The following is an 18,163-nucleotide window of genomic DNA, read 5'->3' as shown; positions in this document are numbered from 1 at the left end:
GCGGTTAGTGCTTCCTGAAGCTGGCATTTGGAAAAGTTAAAGCAATGAAAGGGCAGGGTGGATAAATGCACAGCGGCCAGGATGCGCTCTGCATTTACGGAGAAAATTTACGCTGAAAATTTGTTGGGCGCAGAGTTGCTGCAACGTCATGCTTTTTGACACATCCACGCAGCAAGACGACGTAACAGGGCATCGCAGGCGTCCAGTTGTTCGACAGTGATAAACTCATCCGGTTTATGGCCCTGTGCCATACTGCCTGGCCCACAGACTACGCTGGGGATGCCCGCCTGATGAAACAACCCGCCTTCCGTACCAAATGCGACGGTGCTGAATGCTTCAGAACCAGTGAGATGGGCAATCAGCCGCGCAGCGGCGCTTTGTGCGGCGGTGTACAAACCGGGATAACCACTGATGGGATAAAAGCGGATCGCCGCGTCGCCATTCACGGCGTGCATCTGTGGCAGGAGTTCGTGCTGTGTGTAACACTCCAGTTCCCGGGCCACTTCCTGCGCGTCATCCTGCGGCAACGTGCGCACCTCGAAGTCAAACGTACATTCGGCAGGCACGATATTTAGCGCCCGGCCGCCATGGATGACACCGGTTTGCACGGTGGTAAACGGCGGATCAAAACGCGCATCCTGACGTTCCGGCGCGGCCAGCCGTTGGCCTATCACCGTAAGCTGGTGGATAAGTTTTGCGGCATATTCGATGGCGTTCACGCCCTGTGGTGCGTAGGCCGAATGGCAGGCTGCGCCCTGTACCTCACAGCGCACACCGAGCTTGCCTTTGTGGCCGAGCACGGGTTGCAGTTCGGTGGGTTCGCCAATCAGACAGATGTCGGGCTTTTCCGGGCGAAGTGAAAGTGCGTCCAGCAGGGTACGTACACCAAGGCATCCCACTTCTTCATCATACGAGATCGCCAGATGCAGCGGTTGTGCCAGCGGCTGCGTGAGAAAATGGGGTACGGCTGCCAGTATGCAGGCGATAAAGCCTTTCATGTCTGCCGTGCCGCGACCGTACAATTTGCCTTCTCGCTCTGTCAGCACAAAGGGGGGAACGCTCCAGTTCTGCCCGTCAACGGGCACCACGTCGCTGTGACCCGAGAGCATCACGCCACCGTTACCCGGCGGGCCAAGGCGGGCATACAGATTTGCTTTGCTGCGTTCGTCGTTGTGAATCAGTTCGCAGTCAACGTCGAGCCCGGTTAAATAGCGGCGAACAAAGTCGATTAGCGCCAGATTAGATTCGCGGCTGGTGGTGTTAAACGCCACCAGTTGTTCCAGCAGTTCGCGGCTGCTCATCATCGGATATCCTCGCGGTTACTCATCACCCGGCACGCCGTAACCCGGTGCACTGCGGGGATCGATCGCGCGGGTTAAATAGTCCTGCATCTGGGGTTTATAGGCGTGCCAAAGCTGACTAAGTTCATCAATCGGATCGGCGTCGGTCCAGTCGACGCGCAAGTCAACGATCGGCCAGACGGGCGAATCGACTATCGACAGCGCCGCCGAATGCACCGGGCCAGCTTCCCCGCCAGCTTGCAGGCCTGCTTGCAGCGCAGCAATCAGCCTGTCAGCAAGATGCCCGGATTGTTGTTCGAAGGCGTTGACCATCGCGCTAATGACATCCGCATTTGCCAGCAGATTACCCGCTGCTACGCAGTTCTCCCCGCATAGTGCGTTGTTGACACCTAACGTCTTTTCACCGCTGTAGAACGCGCTTTTCCCTTCTGCCGTCAGCACGGTTACCTGTCGGTACATGAAGTAGTCGTCTGTGCCAAGCCCGAACTGCAGTGCGGTTTCGGCAGAGTCGCCTTGCTGTAACCGATCAAGAATATGCGGCCCCAGCGCCGGTAAGGTGATGTTTTGCGTTGATACGGCGCCGACCTTGCTGCGCAGCCAGGGGCAGCGTGCGCCAACGGCGATGCTGGAAGAGCTGATAGCAATGCCAATCTGGCCGGTTAGCGCGCAGCGTCCGATAATCGATAACGTCATGACTTTATGCTCCTGATTGCGGCTGCCATTCGTCCGGAATCACCGCGATAACATCAATTTCCATCAGCCATTGCGGCTGACCAAGTGCAGAAATCACCAGCCCGGTTGAGATCGGGAATACACCCTTCAGCCATTTGCCAACCACTTGATAAACCGGCTCACGATAGCGAGGGTCGATGATATAGGTGGTCGTTTTAACGATGTGTGACAGATCGCTGCCTGCTTCTTCCAGCAGTTGTTTAACGTTCTTCATCGCTTGCTCGGCCTGCGCCGCCGGATCGCCAAGACCCACCAGGTTGCCTTCGAAATCAGTACCAATCTGGCCGCGCACGTACACGGTATTGCCTGCACGTACCGCCTGGCAAAGATCGTTATCAAGTGACTGATTTGGGTAAGTGTCTTTCGTATTGAATTTGCGAATGCGGGTATGTGTGCTCATGTCTGCCTGCCTGGAAATGGATTCCCGGCAAGGTATACCCTCTCAGGCATAACAAACAAAACAGAATAATCCGAGGCGTTAGTTTAGAAAATGCGAATACCTCTCCTGACGCGCCCCGCTTTTGTCATCATAAAACGGCGGATCGCCCCAGCACGAAAGGCCTGCTAACGTTTTTTCCACATTTCAATCGCAGCCTCTTACAAGACTTGCGGAGTGCCAATGAATCTACATGGATATCAGCGTGTTACATTTCCTTACCTAAAGCCGCTTTGATGAAATAATAACGTAATTAAATTAATGAAAAGTGAATGATGTGTGCAGAACCTTGGTTTGGTAATTATTCCGCAGGCGCCTTTGTTCAGCCCGTGTTAATCGCGTAAGGGGTACCTGAAAAGAGAGCTTGCTAGCCGCCAGCGCTGGATCCGTAAGTGCTGCGAGATAACAAGCGCGACGCAAAGCTGGTTTTGCTTATAGCCAGGTTCTTACATCCAGAAACGAAATAGTAATTTTTAGTTATAATCGCGCATGTAAATTAAGTGTCTCACCTTTCTTTGAGGGCTGGTTATGAAGATTTTTGCATCAAATCTACTCATGTCCGGAAGCGTTTTTGCGGGAGCCTCTGCTTCCATTTGTCTTAATGCCCTTTCGTTAATCTTGACCGAACGAATGCAGATAATGAGAGATGTTGCGGCCTACAAGGCGAAGTATCATTTACCTGTGGAGGATTTAGCGCGGGAAGAAAAAGTGCTGTCGGCGGCGCGGAATACTGCGCATGAGGCCGGGCTTGAACCGCAGTCGGTGGAGCCGTTCATCAGTGCGTTAATGAATGCGGGAAAAGCGATACAGTATCGCTATCTGGCCGACGGGTTTGCTCAACCCGATTTATCTGTCACTGACCGTTGTCTTGACGGAATCAGACAGCGTATCAATGAACTGGACAAACATCTGCTTATGATGATCAGCCAGCGACTTCGCACAGGTCATCTCTCTTATTCAGAGCGGGCCTGGTTGGCTGAGAAAACCGCCTCCCCGAACCTGACGGAAGCAGAGAAAGATAATCTACTGGATACCATGCGCTTTATTCAGCGTGCTGAGTAGGTGACCGTTGCTGCGCTGCCAGGCGATTCAGCGTCCGTGCGGATAAGCGTTTTCGCGTCACAGATAATTCAGGTCGACTCGATTAACGTTTTGGATGCATATGCGGTACGGAAGAAATATTTTATCACGATTATTCAATCCGACAGGGTCGTCTGGCGGCGATATCAAACCCGATAATTCAAGCGCTGAAAGTTAACGACGATTCATCCTTATCTGATTCCCATTACAGCGTCTTGGTGTTCTCACAGGTAAAACGGATCGACATAACTTCATTATATTTTGTTAGCCATTATCTCCAGGCGCATGTGATATCCATTTTTTATCTCACTGAAGTCATTTATCACTATATCGCTAACGATATTTAACGAAGTTATTGCAGTAAAGTTTACTTTTATAGCGTTAAAATTATCTAATAAAAATGAGAACGTCGGCAGGTAACTTCCCGGCTGTTTTTTTACTTATATTGCAATTCTGTTTACTTTTGCATGCCTGCAGCTAAAAACATCAATGATACCCGATGACAGTGAAGGCATTAATGACTATTTACGGAGCGAACATGGAATCTGAAGCGCGTAATTTTATTAACTCCATCATTAAAAACTTTAAAGAAGCCATTGGGTTGATTAACGTGTTGATGCTGGAACCCGAAGAGCCTGATACCTTGCGTTTGCTGCACGTTAAACTGGAGGTTATCAAGGCCGGTATTGAACAGGATATTCGCCTGTTAACCAGGTCCAGTCTGAACAGTAACGCCATGCTTTGTCTTTACCCGATACACAATGCGTTAAACGCGCTGAACTATTGTCTTGGGATCCTGAAACACATGCCGTTAAATAATCAGTTTTATCATGATTTCGAAGAGGTTAAGCATGCCGTTAATGCCCTTGATGCAATATCAGGACGGGTCTTTACAAAACCGTGAAGCGATGAGTAAGCATAAACAGTTCTCCTTTTACATAAAATAAAAAGGAAAGCACAATGAAAAACAGTATGACTTCTTAAAGTCAGCACGATTTAATTTATGTTATGTTCACTAACGGTGCTAAAAATGAAGAAACGAAAAATTATATCTTTTTTTTCTCAACGAACATAAACGCCACTTCAACTGAATATACATTTGCCACATTTTTTTCTCGTGTCGACGCTACACTATTTCAAAAAATTCTGTTATCAGGATCATTATGTCTATTCTTCGCTGTCATCTGAAAGTAATAATTGCTGGCATGTTAGCCGTCCTGGTATCAGCGTTCAGCGTGACGGCATTGGCCCATGATAGCCCTGATTTGCCTGAGCCTGTGCTGCCTGCGCATATCTGCGCAAGACTGGTTCCCCGGCAGGTTTATTCATCAGGAGACGATACCCAACGACTCCAGTCTGCTATTGATAACTGCCCACAGGGTGAGGCCTTACAACTCCTTGCTGGTCGTTTCTCCAGTGGACCTTTGACAATGAAATCTGGCGTTACGCTCTGGATTTCGCATGGGGCACTACTGGCAGCCAATACTGACCCACGTATTTACGACGAAAATGGGCATTGTGGAACTCTCGATCATAAGGGGAATGGCTGCCGGCCTTTTATTCTTTTTAAGAACACCGACGGTGGAGGCATTGTCGGGGAAGGGGTTATTGATGGGCAGGGCGGTAAGCTGATGAAAGGAGAGGATGAATCATGGTGGCAGCTGGCTCGCCGTGCACAGACTGAAGGCGCGGCGCAGAATGTGCCTCGCTTGATCGAAATAGACGATGGCTCAAATATTATTTTTCACGGGATTACGTTGCGAAATTCACCAGGCTTCCATGTCACCCTGAAAAATGCCCGGGGTGCAACTTTCTGGGGCGTACGTATTGATACACCGGCGAATGCCCGTAATACCGACGGCATTGATCCTATTTCGTCGCAGAATATCCTGATTGCGCACAGCTTCATCAGAACCGGTGACGACAATGTGGCGATTAAAGCTGGCGCTGGTGGGCCTACGCGTCATGTGCTGTTAGTAGACAACCATTTTTATTGGGGACACGGGATGTCCATTGGTAGCGAGACGGTGGGCGGTGTCAGCAATATTCGGGTGCGTGGTTTGACGCTTGACGGTACGACCTCAGGGCTGCGCATCAAAAGTGACATCAGCCGGGGCGGAATTGTCAGCGATATCCGCTACGAAGATGTTTGTATGCGGGGGAATCGTCGGCCACTCGACTTTGATACGCGATACGATGTTCACGCGAGCGGTAGCAACATTCCTGTCTACCGTGATATCTCCCTAAGTCACATCGCCGGCGAAACCGGCCAGTTGGTGTTACGCGGCTATGACGCCGCTCATACTTTGCATTTTGCCCTGGACGGCGTCTATTTCAGCAATGCGGCACGCTGGCTAATCGAATCGGCGCAGCTCCTCATAGGTCCAGGCGGCGTTTCACCTGTTCCTCCGGGGGAAGCATCATTACAGCGATCGAGTGCGCCTGCTGATTGCGCAAAAAACTGGATCCCCTTTCCCGTGACGGATGCACCATGAGCAAAAGGAATACCGGAGAAAGCGGCGATTTTAATGAAACGTCAAACCGGACACACCGGGCGGCCTGACCATCATATTATTGGCCCGCAACTGTCAGACCGACGATTTCCCTGAACTGAAACCCCGACCCATCATTATGTTGACTGCTGGCGCACAGGTGTACCTTTAGGGTAGCCGATACTACGGCGCCACGCGCCGGGTGCCTGGCCATACTGACGCTTGAAGCTGCGGTTGAAGGACTGCTGGGAGTCAAAGCCCAGCGCGATGGCCACGTTCAAAATTGGCTCGTCGCTGTGGGCTAAGCGCTCGACCGATTTTTGCAGCTTTTGCGCGCGAATATACTCGGCGAGGCGATAGCCTGTATGTTCTTTAAATATCCGCTGGAGGTGCCATTTCGAATAGCCGGCTCGTCTGGATACAGTGTCAATGTCCAGACGGCTTTCAAGGTTGTTGTCGATCCAGTCGAGTAAATCGTGCATAAATGCGCCAGTATTCATCTTGTTTCTCCACGCAGGCTTATTAAAAAGCATCTTTGTTTGTTGCATTTAAGGTGGCCCGCTTTTGCATTAATTGCAAGTTTTATTGTTGCATTTAAATCCCTGTTCGAAACGGGTTATTTACCGTTGATGCAAATAGCACATAAAGTGCAACAATTATTCTTGCACTTAATTAAGCGCCTTCCTACAATCGCCGCGATAGTGTATTTGAAACTGTTACAGTTTTGTGGCGATGAACGACACAAATGACCTTAAGCCAGCCCGGACAAAGGAAGTGGCGCGGCGTCTCCCGCTGCGTCTTGCCCGGCGGCTACAATTAGCGGAATAAAAATAATGAGCCTGCCAAAACCTTGGGTTAACTTTCATCTGAATGCGCTGGGTGCGATGCTACTCTCCATACTGCTCGTCGGGTGCGATAACAGTGTCGCGCAAAATGCCGCACCACAAGCTCCCGCCGTCAGCGCTGCTAACGTGGTGGTAAAATCCATTAGTCAGTGGGACAGCTTTAACGGTCGGATTGAAGCGGTGGAAAGTGTTCAGCTACGCCCCCGCGTCTCTGGCTATATCGATAAAGTGAATTACACCGACGGCCAGGAGGTGAAAAAGGGCGAGGTGCTGTTCACCATTGATGACAGAACCTATCGCGCTGCGCTGGAACAGGCTCAGGCGACATTGGCGAGAGCCAAAACGCAGGCCAGCCTGGCGCAAAGTGAGGCTAACCGTACCGATAAATTAATCAATACCAACCTGGTCTCCCGTGAAGAGTGGGAGCAGCGCCGTTCGGCCGCCGCCCAGGCGCAGGCCGACATTCGCGCCGCGCAGGCGGCGGTTGATGCCGCGCAACTTAACCTGGATTTCACTAAAGTCACCGCACCTATTGATGGTCGCGCCAGTCGCGCGTTGATCACCAGCGGTAATCTGGTCACTGCGGGTGACAGTGCCAGCGTGCTCACCACGTTGGTATCGCAGAAGACGGTTTACGTCTACTTTGACGTGGATGAGGCGACCTACCTGCACTATCAAAATCTCGCCCGCAGCGGGCAAGGGGCGTCCAGTAATCATCTGGCGCTACCGGTTGAGATTGGCCTTGTTGGCGAGCAGGGTTACCCCCATCAGGGCAAAGTGGATTTTCTTGATAATCAGTTAACACCGAGTACCGGCACAATCCGTATGCGTGCGCTGTTGGATAACGCACAGCGTCAGTTCACGCCGGGACTGTTTGCCCGCGTACGTCTGCCAGGCAGCGCTGAATTCAAAGCCACGCTTATCGACGACAAAGCGGTGCTGACCGATCAGGATCGAAAATATGTTTATATCGTGGATAAAGAGGGTAAAGCGCAGCGTCGCGATATTACTCAGGGGCGTCTGGCCGATGGTTTACGCATCGTGCAGCAGGGGCTAAACCCAGGCGATAGAGTCATCGTCGATGGTTTACAAAAAGTGTTTATGCCGGGTATGCCGGTTAACGCGAAAACCGTTGCCATGACCGACAGCACCGCCCTCAACTGATCCCTTACCTGAGAATCCAACACATGGACTTTTCCCGCTTTTTTATCGACAGGCCGATTTTCGCCGCAGTGCTGTCGATTCTGATTTTTATTACAGGATTAATTGCCATCCCCCTGTTGCCGGTCAGCGAATATCCTGACGTCGTACCGCCAAGTGTGCAGGTGAGAGCGGAGTATCCAGGGGCCAACCCGAAAGTGATTGCAGAGACCGTGGCGACGCCGCTGGAAGAAGCGATCAACGGTGTTGAGAACATGATGTACATGAAATCTGTCGCAGGCTCTGACGGTGTACTGGTGACCACCGTCACTTTCCGTCCGGGTACCGATCCCGATCAGGCGCAGGTTCAGGTGCAAAACCGGGTATCACAGGCCGAGGCGCGTCTGCCGGAAGATGTGCGGCGTTTGGGTATCACCACCCAGAAACAATCGCCGACGCTCACATTGGTGGTGCATCTGTTTTCGCCCGGCGGTAAATACGATTCACTGTATATGCGTAACTACGCCACGCTAAAAGTGAAAGATGAACTGGCGCGTCTGCCCGGCGTCGGCCAAATTCAGATTTTTGGCGCAGGCGAATATGCGATGCGCATCTGGCTGGATCCCAATAAAGTGGCCGCGCGGGGGTTGACTGCCTCGGATGTGGTGACGGCAATGCAGGAGCAAAACGTTCAGGTTTCCGCCGGGCAACTTGGCGCTGAGCCGCTGCCGAAAGAGAGCGATTTTCTGATCTCTATTAACGCCCAGGGTCGTCTGCATACGGAAGAGGAGTTTGGCAATATTATTCTGAAAACGGCGCAAGATGGCTCGCTGGTACGCCTGCGCGACGTGGCGCGGATAGAAATGGGTTCCGGCAGTTATGCGCTGCGTTCCCAGCTTAACAATAAAGACGCGGTCGGGATTGGTATTTTCCAGTCGCCGGGGGCGAATGCCATCGATTTGTCTAACGCGGTGCGCGCCAAAATGGACGAACTGTCTAAGCGTTTCCCGGAAGATATGAAATGGGCGGCACCTTACGATCCGACGGTTTTTGTGCGCGATTCCATCCGCGCGGTCGTGCAAACGCTGCTGGAAGCGGTGGTGCTGGTGGTGTTGGTGGTGATTCTGTTCCTGCAAACCTGGCGCGCGTCGATTATTCCGCTGATCGCGGTGCCGGTATCGGTCGTGGGAACGTTCAGCATTCTCTACCTGCTTGGCTTTTCGCTTAATACCCTGAGTTTGTTCGGGCTGGTATTGGCTATCGGTATCGTTGTGGACGATGCCATCGTGGTGGTGGAAAACGTTGAGCGAAACATCGAAGAGGGGCTTGCTCCGCTTCAGGCTGCGCATCAGGCGATGCGTGAAGTTTCCGGGCCAATTATCGCGATTGCGCTGGTGCTGTGCGCGGTATTCGTACCAATGGCGTTTCTTTCTGGCGTAACCGGTCAGTTCTACAAGCAGTTTGCGGTGACGATCGCGATTTCAACGGTGATCTCCGCCATCAACTCACTGACGCTCTCTCCGGCTCTGGCGGCCCTGCTGTTAAAGCCGCACGGCGCACCGAAAGATTTTCCTACCCGGCTTATCGATCGTCTGTTCGGGTGGCTTTTCCGTCCGTTCAACCGCTTTTTCCACCGCAGCTCGAACGGCTATCAGGGGCTGGTGGGCAAAACGCTCGGACGACGTGGTGCGGTATTTGTGGTTTATGTGCTGTTGCTTTGTGCTGCTGGCGTCATGTTTAAAGCCGTACCCGGCGGGTTTATTCCGACACAGGATAAGCTCTATTTGATTGGCGGCGTGAAAATGCCGGAAGGCTCTTCGTTAGCGCGCACCGACGCGGTGATCCGTAAAATGAGCGAAATCGGTATGAATACCGAAGGCGTGGATTATGCGGTCGCTTTTCCTGGGCTTAATGCACTGCAGTTCACCAATACGCCGAATACCGGGACGGTCTTTTTTGGCCTGAAACCGTTCGACCAGCGTAAACACACTGCGGCGCAAATTAACGCTGAGATCAACGCTAAAATCGCGCAAATCCAGGAAGGCTTTGGTTTCTCCATTTTACCGCCGCCGATTTTAGGGCTGGGTCAGGGGTCTGGCTATTCACTGTACATACAGGATCGTGCCGGTCTTGGCTATGGCGCGCTACAAAACGCGGTCAACACCATGTCCGGCGCGATTATGCAGACGCCGGGGATGCATTTCCCTATCTCAACCTACCAGGCTAACGTTCCTCAATTGGATGTGCAGGTCGATCGTGATAAGGCGAAAGCGCAGGGTGTGTCACTGACCGATCTTTTCGCTACGCTGCAAACCTATTTGGGATCGTCTTATGTCAACGATTTTAACCAGTTTGGACGTACCTGGCGCGTGATGGCGCAGGCCGATGGACCATTCCGCGACAGCGTGGAAGACATTGCTAATTTGCGCACCCGTAATAATCAGGGCGAAATGGTGCCGATTGGCAGTATGGTGAAGATCACTACCACGTACGGACCGGATCCGGTGATCCGCTACAATGGTTATCCGGCTGCGGATCTGATTGGCGATGCCGATCCTCGCATACTCTCTTCTGCACAGGCGATGACGCAACTGGCCGGAATGTCTAAACAGATACTGCCAAATGGGATGAATATTGAATGGACGGATCTGAGTTTCCAGCAGGCCACTCAGGGCAATACGGCGCTGATTGTCTTCCCGGTCGCGGTGCTGCTGGCTTTCCTGGTGCTGGCGGCGCTGTATGAAAGCTGGACGTTGCCGCTGGCGGTGATCCTTATCGTTCCGATGACAATGCTGTCCGCTCTTTTTGGCGTCTGGCTGACCGGTGGCGATAACAACGTGTTCGTGCAGGTCGGTCTGGTCGTACTGATGGGACTGGCCTGTAAAAATGCGATTCTGATCGTTGAGTTTGCCCGCGAGCTCGAAATTCAGGGGAAAGGTATCATGGAGGCGGCGCTGGAGGCTTGCCGCCTGCGGTTACGCCCGATTGTGATGACCTCTATCGCCTTTATTGCCGGGACGATCCCGCTGATCCTCGGCCACGGTGCGGGAGCAGAAGTACGCGGCGTCACCGGGATCACGGTGTTCTCCGGTATGTTGGGTGTGACGCTGTTTGGTCTGTTCCTGACGCCGGTGTTTTACGTTACGTTGCGTAAGTTCGTGACGCGCGGCAAACCGGTAAGCAACGTTCTGCCTGCGTAGGGACGTTGCAGATAACAAAAAACCGTCTTCGGAGTGAAGACGGTTTTTTTTCGTAACAGGCCAAGTATTAAGACGATTTTTTGTACTGAGCAATAAGTTCGGGTACTGTATCCCACCCACAGGAATCGACTTTTTTAACCTCTTCCAGCGCACTTGCCACGGTATGGCGCGCTAATACCTCTAACGAGGCCTGCTCCGCCTCGTCGGCGATAGATTTAAAGTACCAGCAAGTGTTGGCACTGACCACGCAGCGAGCCGGTACGTCAGGACGCGACGCCCACAGCTTTTTATCTTCTATTACGGAAACATAGATATCGCGCAGGGTGATCTGTTCTGCCGGGCGACCAAGATGAATAGAACCGTTGCGGCCAAGGGTTGAGACGATAATGCCGTCCCGCGTGAGCGGAACCATTAATTTGCGGATAAAGCTCGGATTAGCTTCCAGCCCGTAGGCCAGAATCGCACTCGTCGAACGTTCACCCAATTGCTCCGCCATTGCTACGCTGAGAACCATCTGCAAAGCTGTCGGGAAGCGGTAATCTAACATTTTATTGTCCTGGGTTGCGGTGAATCTTTTTCTTTTTGGCACCGCAGAGGTGAATAATCAGTGAGTAACAATATAACAAATACGCTAATTTTTTTGAAGCTGTCTACGCTTGACCCGGCTCGTAAAAAAGAGTTTCCAGCGCGCGCAGGATGAGCAGAAAAGTACCCATCTGCACGCGCTTTTCTTATCGCATTTTAGTGAGATTATGTGAGACATCATAAAAAGAAAAATCCTGTCAACCTCGTGATGTTATGGGGGTTAACGGCCTTTAAGAGATGCGATAAGATCTCAAAAGACAACAGAAGCAAAAGACATTGAACCGTGATTAATTGTGTATGTCTTTAATTTTTATTAAGTGATGTTGTCTTTACCCATTCGTGTACTTATTTCGCAAAAGCACCGCTTCGTGAACGAACGAGGGTATCCGCCATTATTCCCAAATAGCCTCTGTAGCTGTAGTGAGATAGTTATGTATGACTGAGTGACACTGATTGTTGATTTATTCTCACGTAAAGCTATCGGCTGCTCAATCCAATCACCGATGATAGGGCATTGTTCTCAACAGGCTTCAATTCAGATGTAACGTACGGCGCATCGGAGATAATTTGCTACAAAGGTGCATCGTATTCCCCTTCAAGGCCAGGCCAGTGTTTACCTCATTATTTTAGCCATGTGCGTTCCTGGCATAACGCGGCAAGGTGAAAGGGCTGTCCCTTCTGTCAGGAATTCTTTCCAGGTCTGTAATTATCCAAAATTCTGGCTCGTCGCAACTCCTTTTCCCTGAGCAATTCGACAAAAGCTTTGACTTTAGCGGGTCTGAACCGCGCTGGCGGGAAGACGACATTGATATCACCAGAAGGGAGGCTCCATTCTGGCAGGACTTGTGTGAGCCGCCCCGTTAGCAAATCATCTTCAACAACGAAATCGGGCAGCACCGAGAGTCCTGCGCCTTCCAGCACAGCCGCACGTACGGCCAGCGTTGAATTGAGAAAGATAGCAGGGGTTATGTTTACTGTCTGACTTTCGTCTTGATGTCTTCTGAAACTCCAGCGACGATTCTCACGTAAAGCCGTATTGACTACGAAAGGCAGCGTGCTGATGTCTTGTGGAAGTAAAAATTCCTTAGTTTGCGCACGCATGCTCGCCGGGGCGACGAGGACCTGCCGGAATTTGCCAATTTTACGCGCCTGCAATCCTGATTCCGTCAGCCAGCCTATACGTATCGAGAGTTCTATCCCCTGGTCGATTATATCCAGACATTCATCGCTAAAGACCGCTTCGACCTTACAGTGGGGATAGTGCGTAGTAAATTCGGCTATAGCCGGAACGACGACGCCAATGCCGTAATCAAATGGTGCAGTGAGCCGCAACACACCGGCTGGTTTTTCAGATCTATCAGCAAGCTCTTCAAAGGCTTCCTCTGCCTCATGCAGAATAAGTGAACAGCGCTGATAAAATAAATGTCCAGCCTCGGTCGTTTTTATTTTGCGGGTTGTGCGAACAAGAAGTGTGGTGTTGAGCTCACTCTCAAGCCGTGCGACCTGCTGGCTGACCACCGACTTGGTTATTTTCAAACGTTCAGCCGCTGCGGTGAAGGAGCCTGTTTCTACCACCGCGACAAAATAGGCCATACGTCTTAAATTACCAAGATCAGATCCGGTACTATCGGCATCTTTGTTTGCTTTTACCATACATTGTGTTCGCTTTGAGTGGATTTAACTTTCAGCAGGGTAATATTAAAGTGTCTTGAGCAAAACAAACATTCGGGACAGACCTATGACCAGGACACTTTATTACCTTTTTGACCCTTTATGTGGCTGGTGCTATGGGGCCACGCCCGCAGTAACTTACCTGCGCAATACGACGAATGTCGTGGTTCAACCACTGCCCACTGGCCTGTTTTCCGGTGATGGTGCCAGCGTAATGGACGACGATTTCGCTGCATATGCCTGGAGTAATGATCAACGTATCCAGTCAATGACAGGCCAGCCTTTCACTGAAAAATATCGTGCTAATGTTCTGGCCAACCGCCAGCAACTGTTTGACAGTGGTAATGCCACTGCCGCACTTACCGCCGTGGCACTGACTGAACGAGAGCGGGAACTGGAGGCACTTTCGGCAATACAGAAAGCGCGTTATGTGGATGGCCTCGACGTGACCTCGCAAGCCACGCTTGTCGGCATACTGCAGTTGTTGGAACTTGAGGAGGCTGCCAGTCTCTTTGTTTCGTCCAGTGAGGCATTACATGCTCATATCCAGGCTCGTGCAAGCCATGCCCAGGCACTTATGCAGGCTCACGGGGCTCGTGGTGTGCCTACCTTTATCGCTGAAACTGAGGGCGGAATTCAGTTGCTTCAGAACTCCGCAATCTACCATGATCCCCAGGCCCTTTCCAGGATGTTAACTGACTGAGCAGGCGCAGATTTCTGAAGTGTAGACAATACGGACTCGCTCTCAGTATGCAAACGCTGTGAGCGTTTATTTTCGGTTTAACCACGAAAGGTGTTTTTAATGAGAAAAATATCAATTCCCCTGTTAGCGCTGGTTTCAATTTCAAGTGCCAATGCACTGGCTGCCCCTCTCAGTATTAAAGTTTACAATCCGCAGGATAAAGGAATATTTGCTGTCTCCTCATCCCTGATTACGGGTCCCACAGAAGCGATGCTGATCGATTCACAGTTCAGTGTTAAAGATGGCGCAAAACTGGTAGAGATGATCCGTGCAAGCGGGAAAAAACTGAAGTCAGTCCTGATCACATCGGGTGACCCTGATTTTTATTTTGGCCTTGAACCTGTCGTAAACGCTTTCCCGGATGTGCAGGTATTGGCCACTCCGGAAGTGGTTAAGCACATTAAAGAGACCCAGGAAGCAAAACTTGCTTACTGGGGCCCCCAGTTAAAGGATGGTGCGCCCGCTAAAGTGATCGTGCCGCAGCAGACGACCAAGACACGTTTTTACGTTGATGGCGAAGAAGTTGAAATACGGAGCCCAGAATCCCATGCCGCTTATGTATGGGTACCCTCAGCTAAAACTATCCTGGGGGGAACTGGCGTGTCATGGGGTATCCATGTGTGGACTGCAGATACCCAGACGCTGCAAAGCCGTGATGCGTGGATAAAGACTTTATCTGAAATGAAAGCGCTTGCTCCTGCTCGTGTTATTCCGGGCCACTATCTTGGACAGCTACCACACGGAGCAGAAGCGATTACTTTTACCTCAGAGTATCTGAAGGCGTTCAACACAGCGGTGAAGGAACAAAAACATTCTGCCGGTGTTATCAGCACCATGGAAAAAAAATGGCCTGATTTGCAGGGGAAAAGTTCGCTCGAGCTGAGCGCTAAAGTCAATACGGGAGAGATGAAGTGGTGACAGAGGGAACATGACCGGAACAAAAGGAAGCATTAACCATTAGGTTCCTCTGGCTTGATTCATTTTTTGAATAGGCTACGGTCATTTTCCTTAAAACACCAAAATGGGGTATTTGTACCCTTAAAATTACCCAGACAACGTAAATCAGCCACCTGTAGCAGATTGGGTTAAACGGCCCGTTAAACTTTCACGTTTTAACGGACTGAAAGCTCGCTTTTTATACGCATGGTGGCAGTTCCGGGGGCATAAACCAGTTTGCGGCAGAAAAGTGAATACGTGTTTCGGATAAATGATTACCGGTATCCGGCACGATGTAACCATAAGCCGGATACCGATGATACTGCAAAAGTGTTAATGCCGTTATCCGCTGAGGTGTTCTCAGAGAGAACAACGGTCAGTGTCATTTACTGGCGTGTTATTTTCAGAACCGGAACTTTTCCCACAGAGACATTATGTGTGGATCTTTGCTGGTCGCCACGCTGCTTGTTGTGTTGAATATCATTGTTTTTTTATCTTTATCTGAATATTGCGGCCACCCCGGATTGCCATATTTAGCAAACGAGACCCAGGCGTTATTGATACTTTCAGACAAGGACTCCGGCGGATTTACGCCGACAAAGTTCTCTGCCTCTTTTGTATGAAGCGTCCCGAACGTAAACGGGACGTCTACAAAATGCGCAGCTCCCAGAAGGCCGTTGAAAGCTGGCGACCGCCAGGAAAAGTTATAAAACCATGTTTTTTGGTTATTACGCATAATATTGGCTATTTTCAGTGCAGGCATTCTGAACGTGTAGTCCGACATTATCTGGGCGTAAATATCACCCGGGCTCTGCGTATTAATACTGTTTTTTGCATAGGCCTGAAGAGCACCTGAAGGGAGATCCAGATCATGAATGAAGGTGCTCACATCCTTATCTGAGATTTTTTGCAATCCGCCGCCGGGGACCAAATATAATCTGGCCTCACTGTCGGTGCTGCCAACAATAACCGGAACACGGTTGCTATCGTTATTCTCCAGGTCTTCCATCGGGCTCTTGAGGATAATTTTATTGTCGGCAACCGGTAAAAATGCAGTGCCTCCCAGGGAAATCCTTCCCCACTGCGCGGTATCTTTGATTTGATTCCCAACGTTTAAGACATTCTGAACCAGTGTTTCAAAAGGTACTCTGGCCACAGCCTCAGGATCGGCAGAAATGCGTAGGTTGCGGGAAAATTGTTCGGTTATTCGTGTTGCGTCGGCAGGGCTAAGCCACTGCATGGGAGGGCTCTGCAGAATGGCCTGCTGATAAAGCCCTTTGGTCTCCGGGTTTCCTAAATGTATGGCAACACTGCCAGCACCGGCAGATTGTCCAAAGAGTGTCACTTTGTCGGGATCCCCCCCGAAGTTGGCGATATTTCGCTGCACCCATTTAAGTGCAGCAATCTGGTCAGCTATACCACGGTTGTCAGGACGGTGAGCAAAATGCATAAACCCATCCACCCCCACTCTGTAGTTAACCGTGACTATCATCACGCCTTTTTTAGCAAACACGCTTCCGTCATAAACCGACTCAGTCGCATCTTCCCTGATCCAGGCCCCGCCGGGAATCCAGACCATGACCGGCATTTTCCCTTTGGCATCATCAGGGCGCCATATATTGAGGGTTAAGTCGCCTGCCTGGCCAACCAGCGGTTGCGCGGGGCTTCTTCCCGGTTGTGGCACAGGCGAGTCAGACACGGTTTTTTTTATACCTTGCCAGGGCTGCATGGGCTGGGGGTTCTGAAACCGTCGTTCAGGGGTAAAGGGGTTGGCCGCATAGGGGATACCTTTATAAATGCTGATGCCTTCATCGGTGCGATATCCCTGAACCTTACCTGCCTCGGTATCAACAACGGGGGCCGGTTGTTCGGCAAAAGAAAATGAACTAACGACAAGCAGTGCACTGCCCAGTAAAGTTTTCATTGGTATTCCTGTAGAGTACGTTATGCTAAATCTCTTATCAGCCTGACTGAAGGTGAACTTTAGGATCTCAAAAAAGCAGATAACCGCCCTCGGAGACTATCATTTTTCATTCAGACGGTTCAGGCGATTTTAATGCCGAGCATAACGTAATACTTGTTGTAATTGAAGGTGAAAGCGGCAGCGCGATACCTTTTGTCCGCTCTGGTAAATCTGATTTCCTCTGCAACCATTGCTGATATTCTCAGTGTTTAAGAATCGAGTTATTAAATCAAACTTTCCTGAGAGGATGAGGGAAAGCAAATATGCGAAATTTAACGCAATACAAAGAAATATTATTTTGAGTTTAATGATTTTAATTCGCATTTGGATTAATGCGCTTTTTACCGGCATTAAATTTTAAGTACTTGAAGGTAAAGAATTTTTTAAATATATCCCTTTTATTTGAAAATAAATATTTAAAAGTTTTATTTTACATGTATTATTTGCTCGCTTTTTGAACAGGCGCAGGGAGGTACCTGATTGCTACTCAATTTATCTTCTGGTGATACATGTCTACACAAAGAAGTATTTTACTTGATATACAAGAACTTAATATGACCTATCTTCTGTTGGTGCAGAGACTTGCTGCTTCAGGTAACACTGAGACAGAGTATATGCTTGGCCTGAATGATAGCGTTGCCGAGGCTGTTCGGAACTTGACCTTGCCACAATTAGTCTCTCTGGCCGAAACAAACCAATGCATCCTGAAAGTGCGTTCTGATGCCATGGGAATGGCAAAATTGTCTTTTTCAAAATCGGTTATGGGTGAAACGAAAATGCCAGAAGATCCCTTTTTTGCGGGGATGCAGAAACGCAAGGCAATCTAATTCTGCTGTTGCTAAAGGCTCGGTACATGCAACGCTTAAAAAGCGGCATATGCCGCGAGATATTCGCCCGTAAACGTCAAGTGACCTCATCTATTTAGATGAGTAATTCCTTAGACGATATCAAATATCATCGGCCGCGTAATGGCTGGCTTTTCAGGTATCAACATAGCCCGATACAAGCCACGTCTGCTCTGAGCGAACAGCAGCTATTCT

The 18,163-nt window shown here is 50.3% G+C and carries 15 protein-coding genes; 8 read left to right on the top strand and 7 right to left on the bottom strand.

Features of this window, described 5'->3' with window-relative positions; all coding sequences use genetic code 11:
• Positions 1–146: 146 nt before the first annotated feature.
• The 3 genes from argE to BM427_RS20765 are packed head-to-tail and all read right to left on the bottom strand — an operon-like array spanning position 147 to position 2,433.
• On the bottom strand, positions 147–1,304 hold the full coding sequence (gene argE / locus BM427_RS20775) for an acetylornithine deacetylase (RefSeq protein ID WP_090125216.1): 1,158 nt from the start codon (positions 1,302–1,304) through the stop codon (positions 147–149).
• A 15-nt stretch (positions 1,305–1,319) separates the two neighbouring features.
• Positions 1,320–1,994: a DUF1028 domain-containing protein gene (locus tag BM427_RS20770; protein ID WP_090125214.1), complete on the bottom strand. Its 675-nt coding sequence runs from the start codon at positions 1,992–1,994 to the stop codon at positions 1,320–1,322.
• 4 nt (positions 1,995–1,998) lie between these two features.
• Positions 1,999–2,433 (bottom strand): RidA family protein, encoded by a 435-nt coding sequence (locus BM427_RS20765; protein ID WP_090125211.1) that lies wholly within the window; start codon positions 2,431–2,433, stop codon positions 1,999–2,001.
• Positions 2,434–2,997: 564 nt separating this feature from the next.
• Here BM427_RS20765 and BM427_RS20760 point away from each other — a divergent pair.
• The 3 genes from BM427_RS20760 to BM427_RS20750 all read left to right on the top strand — a co-directional run bounded on the left by BM427_RS20760 (position 2,998) and on the right by BM427_RS20750 (position 6,044).
• Positions 2,998–3,531 carry a chorismate mutase gene (locus tag BM427_RS20760; protein WP_090125208.1) on the top strand — a complete coding sequence of 178 codons (534 nt, stop codon included), beginning with the start codon at positions 2,998–3,000 and terminating at the stop codon, positions 3,529–3,531.
• A 556-nt stretch (positions 3,532–4,087) separates the two neighbouring features.
• Positions 4,088–4,453: a hypothetical protein gene (locus BM427_RS20755; protein ID WP_090125204.1), complete on the top strand. Its 366-nt coding sequence runs from the start codon at positions 4,088–4,090 to the stop codon at positions 4,451–4,453.
• A 259-nt stretch (positions 4,454–4,712) separates the two neighbouring features.
• Positions 4,713–6,044: a glycoside hydrolase family 28 protein gene (locus BM427_RS20750; RefSeq protein WP_090125201.1), complete on the top strand. Its 1,332-nt coding sequence runs from the start codon at positions 4,713–4,715 to the stop codon at positions 6,042–6,044.
• A gap of 134 nt (positions 6,045–6,178) precedes the next feature.
• On the opposite strand, the gene BM427_RS20745 is transcribed toward BM427_RS20750, so the two are convergent.
• Complete coding sequence (locus tag BM427_RS20745; RefSeq protein ID WP_090125198.1) at positions 6,179–6,541, bottom strand: helix-turn-helix domain-containing protein; 363 nt, start codon at positions 6,539–6,541, stop codon at positions 6,179–6,181.
• A gap of 333 nt (positions 6,542–6,874) precedes the next feature.
• Here BM427_RS20745 and oqxA point away from each other — a divergent pair, with 333 nt between their 5' ends.
• Entirely contained in the window at positions 6,875–8,050 is a 1,176-nt protein-coding gene (oqxA, locus tag BM427_RS20740) for a multidrug efflux RND transporter periplasmic adaptor subunit OqxA (RefSeq protein WP_090125195.1), read from the top strand.
• Positions 8,051–8,073: 23 nt separating this feature from the next.
• Positions 8,074–11,226 (top strand): multidrug efflux RND transporter permease subunit OqxB, encoded by a 3,153-nt coding sequence (oqxB, locus tag BM427_RS20735; RefSeq protein WP_090125192.1) that lies wholly within the window; start codon positions 8,074–8,076, stop codon positions 11,224–11,226.
• A gap of 67 nt (positions 11,227–11,293) precedes the next feature.
• Here oqxB and oqxR read toward each other — a convergent pair whose 3' ends face one another.
• Complete coding sequence (oqxR, locus tag BM427_RS20730; protein WP_090125189.1) at positions 11,294–11,773, bottom strand: efflux pump transcriptional repressor OqxR; 480 nt, start codon at positions 11,771–11,773, stop codon at positions 11,294–11,296.
• 719 nt (positions 11,774–12,492) lie between these two features.
• Complete coding sequence (locus tag BM427_RS20725) at positions 12,493–13,464, bottom strand: LysR family transcriptional regulator (protein ID WP_090125186.1); 972 nt, start codon at positions 13,462–13,464, stop codon at positions 12,493–12,495.
• 85 nt (positions 13,465–13,549) lie between these two features.
• Between BM427_RS20725 and BM427_RS20720 the strand changes: the two genes are divergently transcribed.
• The gene (locus tag BM427_RS20720) at positions 13,550–14,185 is read left to right on the top strand and encodes a DsbA family protein (RefSeq protein ID WP_090125183.1); all 636 of its coding nucleotides are present in this window, start codon (positions 13,550–13,552) and stop codon (positions 14,183–14,185) included.
• Positions 14,186–14,284: 99 nt separating this feature from the next.
• Positions 14,285–15,142, top strand: coding sequence for a Vmh family MBL fold metallo-hydrolase (locus BM427_RS20715; RefSeq protein ID WP_090125180.1), 858 nt, complete (start codon positions 14,285–14,287; stop codon positions 15,140–15,142).
• Positions 15,143–15,563: 421 nt separating this feature from the next.
• On the opposite strand, the gene BM427_RS20710 is transcribed toward BM427_RS20715, so the two are convergent.
• Positions 15,564–17,084, bottom strand: coding sequence for a carboxylesterase/lipase family protein (locus BM427_RS20710; protein ID WP_090125177.1), 1,521 nt, complete (start codon positions 17,082–17,084; stop codon positions 15,564–15,566).
• Between the two features lie 548 nt (positions 17,085–17,632).
• Between BM427_RS20710 and BM427_RS20705 the strand changes: the two genes are divergently transcribed.
• Positions 17,633–17,950, top strand: a complete 318-nt coding sequence (locus BM427_RS20705) for a flagellar transcriptional regulator FlhD (protein WP_090125173.1) — start codon at positions 17,633–17,635, stop codon at positions 17,948–17,950.
• Positions 17,951–18,163 lie beyond the last annotated feature (213 nt).

Origin of the sequence: Kosakonia arachidis, from assembly GCF_900116535.1 — a bacterium.
In the GTDB taxonomy this organism is placed as follows: domain Bacteria; phylum Pseudomonadota; class Gammaproteobacteria; order Enterobacterales; family Enterobacteriaceae; genus Kosakonia; species Kosakonia arachidis.
This window is presented reverse-complemented; position numbering and strand designations above follow the sequence as displayed.